This window comes from Winogradskyella psychrotolerans RS-3, from assembly GCF_000427335.1.
GTDB lineage: Bacteria > Bacteroidota > Bacteroidia > Flavobacteriales > Flavobacteriaceae > Winogradskyella > Winogradskyella psychrotolerans.
In genome coordinates this window covers 65,406-74,091 of record NZ_ATMR01000002.1, presented here as the reverse complement: position 1 = coordinate 74,091, position 8,686 = coordinate 65,406, and the positions used below count along the sequence as shown (strand labels likewise).

Genomic DNA, 8,686 nt, shown 5'->3' with positions numbered 1-8,686 from the left:
AGACAATGACGGCATTGGAGTATTTACGTTAACAGATGTAGATAATGAGATCACCGGAGGAGCACCAGGATTAGAGGTAACCTATCACGAAACAGAAATTAATGCAGAAAATGGAGTAAATGCTATAGACACTACCGTTAATTATAACAACATTGTACAAGGTGAACAAACCTTATATGCCCGAATAGAAAGTCCAACGATAGCGACAGACTGTGCTACAATTGTAGTGTTAAGGTTAATCGTAGAGCCAACACCACAATTAATCGCGCCAACAGCATTAGAAGCCTGTGATGATATCTCAGCAGATGGCTTTGCTAGTTTTGATTTAACCACTAAAGCAACAGAAGTATTGAACGGTCAAGACCCAAGCCAATATATTCTGAGCTATTACGAGAGCGAAGCCAATGCAGCTGCAGCCAACAATCCAATAAACAATCCACTCGCTTATACCAACACAGACGATTTTAACCAAATTATTTGGATACGTGTAGAGGACAATACCACAGTAGAAGGCTGTTATAAAATCACAAGTTTAGAGTTAATCGTCAACCCATTACCTGTATTAGTAACACCAGCACCATTAGAGTTGTGTGATGTTAATAATCCAGGAGATGAGCAAGAAGGCTTTACCTTAGAAGAGGCTAATGAAGAGATTTTAAATGGCCAAACAGGTATTAGCTTAACCTACTATGAGACACAATTGGATGCCGACAATGCAACAAATCCAATTGCAAGTCCATATGTAAACACAAGTAATGCACAGACTATTTTTGTAAGAGCAGAAAATGATGTCACAGGTTGTTACAATACCGTAACGGTAACTTTACGTGTAGATCCAATTCCTTCACCAGAATCAGATCCAACACCAATAGAAGTTTGTGATGATGATAATGATGGTTTTGCAGAATTCGATTTAACACAGCGCACCGTAGAAATCACTAATGGTGAACCAAATGTAGCAATTAGCTATCACGAGACGCAGACCGATGCAGAGAATGATGATAACCCAATCACAGGATTGTATACCAACATTGTAGCGAATAACCAAATGATTTTTGTGCGTTCAGAGAATACCTTAACCGGTTGTTACAGTCTTACAACTAATACACTAGAATTAATTGTATTACCATCACCAGAAGTGCCAACAAGTATAGAATCTTACACTATATGTGATACCGATGATAATGGAATCACTCAATTTGATCTTACCACTAAAGATGATGAGATTTTAAACGGTCAAGACCCATTAGAAGTTGTATTGACTTACCATGTTAGTGAAGTAGATGCAGCAAGTGGAAACAATCCAATTATCAATGTTGGTAATTATACCAATAACGCAAATCCACAACTCATTTATGTGCGTTTGTTTAATCCAACAACAGGTTGTCAGGATACAGGGCTATTTGAGTTAGAAGTCAACTTACCACCAGTAGCCGTACAACCCACACAATTAAGTGTGTGTGATGACTTAGGTGAAACACCAGGAGATGAGTTCACGTCCTTTGATTTAACGGTGAAAGATAATGAGATTACAGGAGGTAATGCAAGTTGGTCCGTAGCGTATTATGAGACCAATGCCGATGCACAATCTCAGACGAATGTGATACCAGATCCCACACAGTATACCAATACGTCTATAAACGGATTAGGTGCTAATCCACAAACACTATATGTGGTGGTTACCGATACCAATACAGGTTGTGTAGATTTTGCAACATTAACCATAAGAGTATTACCAAACCCAACACCAACACCAAGCGATCAATTACCAAACTTAGAGTTGTGTGATGACGTTAACACCGGAGATGGAGTAGAGGTTTTTGATCTTACGGAAAATGAAATACTCATTCTTAATGGAGAAGCCGGAGTGACGGCAAGCTACTATGAGAGTTTAGACGATGCTAACTCAGCAAGCAATGTCATACCAGATCCAACGCAGTATACCAATACAGAAACACCAGAACAAGAGATTTATGTAAGGGTGACCAATAATGTTACAGGCTGTTATGCTTTAGTTGATTTTACGATTGTTGTACATCCATTACCAACAGTTGTGGCGGTAACGGACTTTATACAATGTGAATTAAATACCGATGGCTTTGATAGTTTTGATTTAACCACTAAAGACGACGAAGTTTTAAATGGTCAAGATCCAACGCAATTTATAGTGAGCTATCACGATAATTTAGCTGATGCCGAAGCTGGTATGAATGGTTTAGTAAGTTTGTACACAAACACAAGCAACCCACAGCAGATATTTGTGACCATTACAAACAATGTAACAGGATGTTCAATTAGCACACAAAGCTTTAATATAGAAGTTCAAGAAGCGGCACAAGCCAATCCAAATATGGCACCAATTCTTTATGAAACCTGTGATGATGAGATGGAAACTGATGGAGATCCAACCAATGATAGTGCACAGTTTGATTTAATCACTAGAGACCCAGAAGTCTTGGATGGTCAAGATCCACTAAACTATATGGTAACCTATTATGAAACGCAAGACGATGCGGACTTAAAGGTAAATCCATTACCAACACTCTATGAAAATACAGTTAACCCACAAGTTATTTATGCACGAGTAGATAATGATACACCAGATGGCACCACAGGCAATGATACCTCTATATGTTATGCCGTAGCAGAAGTTACTTTACAAGTTAATCCGTTACCAGAGTTTGATTTAGAAGAGACGTATATCCTATGTTTAAATACTAATGGTACTGAAACATTAGACCCACTAGTGATAGATACAGGTTTATCAGCAACGGACTATAGTTTTGAATGGAGTTATAATAATACTATTATACCAGGGGCAACAGGTCCAAGCATCATACCAGTAGAAGGAGGAAGCTATAATGTTTTAGTAACAGACATGAGTACATCAACAGTAACCAATTGTACTAATGTGGATACGACTGACGTTATAGAAAGTGAACCGCCAAGCTTAACCGTAGAACTCTTAACACCAGCTTTTGCAGATAATCACAGTTTAGAAGCTATAGCAATAGGAATAGGTGTTTATGAATACAGTTTGGACGGAGGTCCATGGCAAGATGACAACATCTTTACAGGGTTGTCAGCAGGAGACCATGAGATCACGGCAAGAGACAAAAATGGTTGTGGATTAATAACAACCTCAAGGTTTATTATCGACTATCCGCTGTATTTTACGCCCAACGGAGATGGAAATAATGAAACTTGGAACATTGAAGGTATTGGAAGTAATGCAATAATTTATATATTCGACAGATACGGAAAATTATTAAAGCAATTAAGTCCCGATGGCAACGGTTGGGATGGAACGTTTAATAATGAAGCTATGCCAACAAGTGATTATTGGTTCACAGTAGAGTATGACGAACCAAGCGACGGTGTACGTAAAGAATTTAAAGCTCATTTTAGTTTAAAAAGATAAATTGAATTTGAAATATAAAAAAGCCTGAACATTTGAATATGTTCAGGCTTTTTTTTGCCTTATAGTAATGTGAAGTTAAAACTGTATTTGCTTTCCTTGTCAACGCTATGGTTAATTTTTTATATAGATATATAAAATAAATATAAGAGTCATTATATGGATCTCTAAATAGTGTCACGTTTAGTTTGCTTATAAGAGAAAATAAAACTGATAGTAAGGCTTAATATGTTCATCCCATTAATAGTTATATGCATTTAAAATAATTATTAAAACTATATTTTAAATCATTAGGACAAGAGTTTGATTGGAAGTAAACGAGTTACTTTTTCTTATTATTATAAGAAACAAAAAAAAGACGTGAACATATTGAATATGTTCACGTCTTTTTTTACTTTTTAAGTTGTCTTTATTTATAAATTGAAACCTAAGGTTAAAACAAAGTCAGTAAGTTTAGACTCAATTTGTGCAGAATCTGTTAAACCTTCTGTGTATAATTTGTAATTATAATCACGTTCGGACTGGCTGAAAGCAAAATCAATATTAAGGTTACCAAAATTATATCCTAAACCTAAGGAATAGCCATTAAGGTCTCCATAAAAATTATCATTTTTATAAGGACTCTCTTCAAAACGATAACCTCCTCTAAAACTAATTTGTTTAAAACGATATTCGCCTCCCAGTCTGTAAGATGCAGCAGAATCCAAATCATTGCTTATACTGTTATTTAAGCTTGAGAAAAGAGCATCTGTTGTCGGTTTGAATTTTGAATTGCTATAATCCTTTACAGCATAGTCAAAACTTAATAAGCCTGATCTGCCAAAAACATAAGCTAAGCTACCTGTAACTTTGCCTGGAGTTTGTAATTTGTATTCTTCATAAACATTAATCACATTTGGATTTACGACTTGATTAACGTTAATTCCTCCCTCTAATCTCGAAGTTGCTAAATATTGAGACGTTTCGTCAGAAATTCTATACCAAGTAGGTGAGTTGTAAGATAAGCCTACTCTTAATTCTTCAGTAATTTTTGCAATACCTCCTAATTGAAATGAAAAGCCACTACCTGTAGTTAGTAAATTGTTTTCAAAATTCACACGATTAACTAATGAACTCGCATTTGAATTGGACTCGTTAAGAAGTGTCGTTCGTTCATAATTAATAAAGTGTGAGTTCAGATTCAATCCAAAATAAAGTTTATCATTATAACTCGTTGCAACATTAAATGCTAGTTTTCCATTATAGCCTCTGCTAGAATAAGCATAACGTTGATTATAGTTGCCACCATTTATATTCGTTACATAATCTGTATTTTCATCTGTATTATTTGATGGATCAATGATAAATCCTTCAAAACCTAAAAATGCTTGCTGGTTTCTATAGCCATAAAATGATCCTATTTCTGAATAAGCTTCTGATATTGATTCACCAGGCAAGGCTGAAATTTCATCTAATCGTAACCCTTGCGCATTAGATAGAAAATAATCGCCTATTGTTCGGTTTGGGTTTACACCATTAGCAACCCAATCGTTATCGAAATCTGCAGAACGATCATAGGCAAAACTTAAAGCGAATTTATTCCAACCAGAGCTTTCGTTCGTGTTTTTAAAAATAAATGCAGCACCAAGCTGATTTAAATCTATACTAGAATTGGAAGAAGAATTAGTTCCATTAAAATAACTAACATCATTATTCGTATTCAATAAACCTAATGATATTGAACCATGACTATTATTAAATACAGCAGAACCGGCAGGGTTAATATTAATACTAGACATGTCGCCCCCCAAGGCTCCAAATGCACCACCCATCGCTCTATAGCGAGCTGTGCCTTGAATTTCATCCATGGAATACCTAAGTGCATCTGTAATGTCTTGAGCTAAAATATAAGACGTGCTTATTAAGCCTATGCTTAGCATAAGTAACTTTTTCATATGTAATATATTAAATTTTGGAACTACTATTATTTTATCCTCTACCACCTCTTCTGCTACTGCTAGATGAACTACCACTACTAGATCTAGAACTAGAACTACTTGAAGAAGATCTTACTGTCCCAGAAGATCTTGATGAACTACTAGAATTTGAACGCACTGTGCCTGACGATCTTGTGCTTCTTGTAGGAGTTGTTGATCTTGTGGTTGTGGTTCTACTTGTATTTCTGGTTGTAGTAGGTCTAGTAACTCTTCTTGATGTTGTAGAAGAATTTCTAATGGTACGAGTAGGACTTGTTATCGTTGTGTTTCTAGTTGTTCTTGCTCTAGATGTACTCGATCTTAAGCTACTGTTATTACTATTTCTAGATAGACTTGAAGAATTTGATAATCTTCGAGATGAATAATCACTTCTAGATAATGCAGAATTGCTTCTACGGTTTAAGTTGTTATTGTATAACAAGGATCCTCTTCTAGTTGTATTATAGGCATATCGGTTATTTCTGTTGTAACCATTATTCCAACCATAATTATTATACCCATATCCCCAAGGGGCATAATGACCGTAACCATAACCGTATCCATAACCATTACCATAATATCCTCCATAAGACCAATGATTATTCCATCCCCAAGGTCGTTCCCAACCATAGTAGCCATAGCCAAACCCGCTATTCCAATTCCACGGACTATTATATCCATACCAACCATTGTCTATATAATTAATAGTAACCGTATTACTGTTTTGTCCCCAACCTCCGTAAGCAGGTCGTTGCTCTAGGGTATCGATTATTTGTTCTGTATAATTCCCTTCATAAGAATCTATATCTGTAAACACTTCAGATTCTTCTTGTATAGCATCGACTTCAGCCGAATTTTCAGCGAAATAGTTTTTATAATAGTTAGAATCGTTTGTTGAAGTAGTAATTACAGTTTCTTCTGTATCATTTTCGTACTCTTCAGTAGCATAAATGCCGTCATTGTCATAACCTGCATACTGAAACGAACCACAAGAAGTTAACGCGGTTATTAAACCGAGTGCAACAAAAAATGGCAATTTTTGAGTTATTATAGTTTTAAATTGCATATCTCTTTTATTTTATTGTTGAACATAGCAAAAATAGTTAGTTTTGCTGTATTATTTAATACATTTAACATAAGCACAATATTTGTGCCAAAACAAGGAAAATGAGCAAAAATCTTACAAGTAGAGCTGAGGATTATTCAAAATGGTACAATGAATTGGTTGTAAAAGCCGATTTAGCAGAAAATTCTGCCGTTAGAGGTTGTATGGTAATCAAACCTTATGGCTATGCTATTTGGGAAAAAATGCAAGCAGAATTAGATAGAATGTTTAAAGAAACAGGACATCAGAATGCCTATTTTCCATTATTTGTTCCTAAAAGTTTATTTGAGGCAGAGGAGAAGAATGCCGAAGGTTTTGCTAAAGAATGTGCCGTTGTGACGCATTATAGATTACAAAACGATCCTGATAATCCAGGAAAGCTAAGAGTAGATCCTGAAGCGAAGCTTGAAGAGGAGTTGGTTGTAAGACCAACAAGTGAAGCTATTATATGGAATACTTATAAAGGTTGGATTCAAAGTTATAGAGATTTACCTATTTTAATAAATCAATGGGCTAACGTTGTACGTTGGGAAATGCGAACACGTTTATTTTTACGTACAGCTGAATTTTTATGGCAAGAAGGACATACAGCACATGCTACAAAAGCTGAAGCATTGGTAGAAGCAGAACAAATGAATGATGTTTATGCAGAGTTTGCTCAAAATTTTATGGCAATACCAGTTATTAAAGGTGTAAAAACAGAAAGTGAGCGTTTTGCAGGTGCTATTGAAACGTATTGTATAGAAGCTTTAATGCAAGATGGAAAAGCACTTCAAGCGGGTACTTCTCATTTCTTGGGGCAAAATTTCGCAAAAGCTTTTGATGTTAAGTTTACTAATAATGAAGGTAAACTAGATTATGTTTGGGCAACATCTTGGGGAGTATCTACAAGATTGGTCGGTGCATTGATTATGACGCATAGTGATGATAAAGGTTTGGTATTACCACCAAATTTAGCACCATTTCAAGTGGTTATTGTGCCTATATTTAAAACAGACGAACAATTTGAAGTCATTTCAGACAAAGCCGAAAGTATTATTAAAGAGCTTAAATCATTAGGTGTTAGCTGTAAGTATGACAAAAGAACAACGCATAGACCAGGAGCTAAATTTGCACAACATGAATTACAAGGTGTGCCTTTACGAATTGCTATTGGACCAAAAGATTTAGAGAACAATACGGTTGAATTGGCTAGACGTGACACTTTAACTAAGGAGATTGTTCAAATAGATGATATAGCTTCAACGATAAAAGATCTATTAGAGGTGATTCAAGATGAATTATTCACCAAAGCTAAAAATTTTAGGGATGAACATACTACAGAGGTAGAAGATTTTGAAACTTTTAAAAAGGTTTTAGAAACGAAAACAGGTTTTATATCAGCTCATTGGGATGGAACTGCAGAAACAGAACAAAGAATTAAAGAGCTTACAAAAGCGACCATTAGATGTATTCCTATGTCAAATAAAATGGAAGAAGGTACCTGTGTTTATAGCGGAAAACCATCGACACAGCGTGTGCTTTTTGCAAAAGCGTATTAATTTTTAAAAAATTTAATTTGGTGTTGCAAAAGTGAAATATAGTTGTATATTTGCACCCGCAATGCAAACATTGCAGGTTCATTTAAATATTTTAATAACCAAATGGCCCGTTCGTCTATCGGCTAGGACGCATGGTTTTCATCCATGTAAGAGGGGTTCGATTCCCCTACGGGCTACAATTTTTAATAAGAAAATAATATAATGGCAAATCATAAGTCAGCTTTAAAAAGAATAAGAAGTAACGAGAAAAGACGTGTACTTAATAAATATCAGCATAAAACAACTCGTAATGCTATAAAAAAATTACGTGATATCACTGATGCTAAAGAAGCGCAAACTATGTTGCCTTCTGTAATCAGTATGTTAGATAAATTAGCAAAGAAGAATATTATTCATGCTAATAAAGCTGGTAACTTAAAATCTCAGTTAACTAAGCATGTTGCTGCAATCTAATTGTAGTTTCAACTAAAATATTTAAAGTCTTTCCTTTTGGAAAGACTTTTTTTGTTTCTGCTATTTTTTGAATGATTAATAAGTATCCTTCACTCATAAGCAGTATCATTATTAATATAAGAAGGGATTTTTCATTGTATTTAATATAGCGTTTCTGCGTTTCTAAAACTCTTTTGAGTTTAGATATACAGATTCTTTATCGATGCAATCATTA

The 8,686-nt window shown here is 35.0% G+C and carries 5 protein-coding genes and 1 tRNA gene; 4 read left to right on the top strand and 2 right to left on the bottom strand.

What is annotated here, in order from left to right:
• The coding region (locus ADIWIN_RS00320; RefSeq protein ID WP_040756051.1) for a T9SS type B sorting domain-containing protein at positions 1-3,421 on the top strand (3,421 nt) is incomplete at its 5' end.
• A gap of 410 nt (positions 3,422-3,831) precedes the next feature.
• Here ADIWIN_RS00320 and ADIWIN_RS00315 read toward each other — a convergent pair.
• A complete protein-coding gene (locus ADIWIN_RS00315) occupies positions 3,832-5,352 on the bottom strand; it encodes an OmpP1/FadL family transporter (protein WP_040756049.1) in 1,521 nt (506 codons plus the stop codon).
• Between the two features lie 34 nt (positions 5,353-5,386).
• Positions 5,387-6,439: a hypothetical protein gene (locus ADIWIN_RS00310; RefSeq protein ID WP_020896551.1), complete on the bottom strand. Its 1,053-nt coding sequence runs from the start codon at positions 6,437-6,439 to the stop codon at positions 5,387-5,389.
• A gap of 101 nt (positions 6,440-6,540) precedes the next feature.
• Between ADIWIN_RS00310 and proS the strand changes: the two genes are divergently transcribed.
• The 3 genes from proS to rpsT all read left to right on the top strand — a co-directional run bounded on the left by proS (position 6,541) and on the right by rpsT (position 8,472).
• Positions 6,541-8,019, top strand: coding sequence for a proline--tRNA ligase (proS, locus tag ADIWIN_RS00305; RefSeq protein ID WP_020896550.1), 1,479 nt, complete (start codon positions 6,541-6,543; stop codon positions 8,017-8,019).
• 104 nt (positions 8,020-8,123) lie between these two features.
• Positions 8,124-8,195 (top strand) — tRNA-Glu (locus ADIWIN_RS00300).
• Positions 8,196-8,220: 25 nt separating this feature from the next.
• Entirely contained in the window at positions 8,221-8,472 is a 252-nt protein-coding gene (gene rpsT / locus ADIWIN_RS00295; protein WP_020896549.1) for a 30S ribosomal protein S20, read from the top strand.
• The last annotated feature ends 214 nt before the right edge of the window (positions 8,473-8,686 follow it).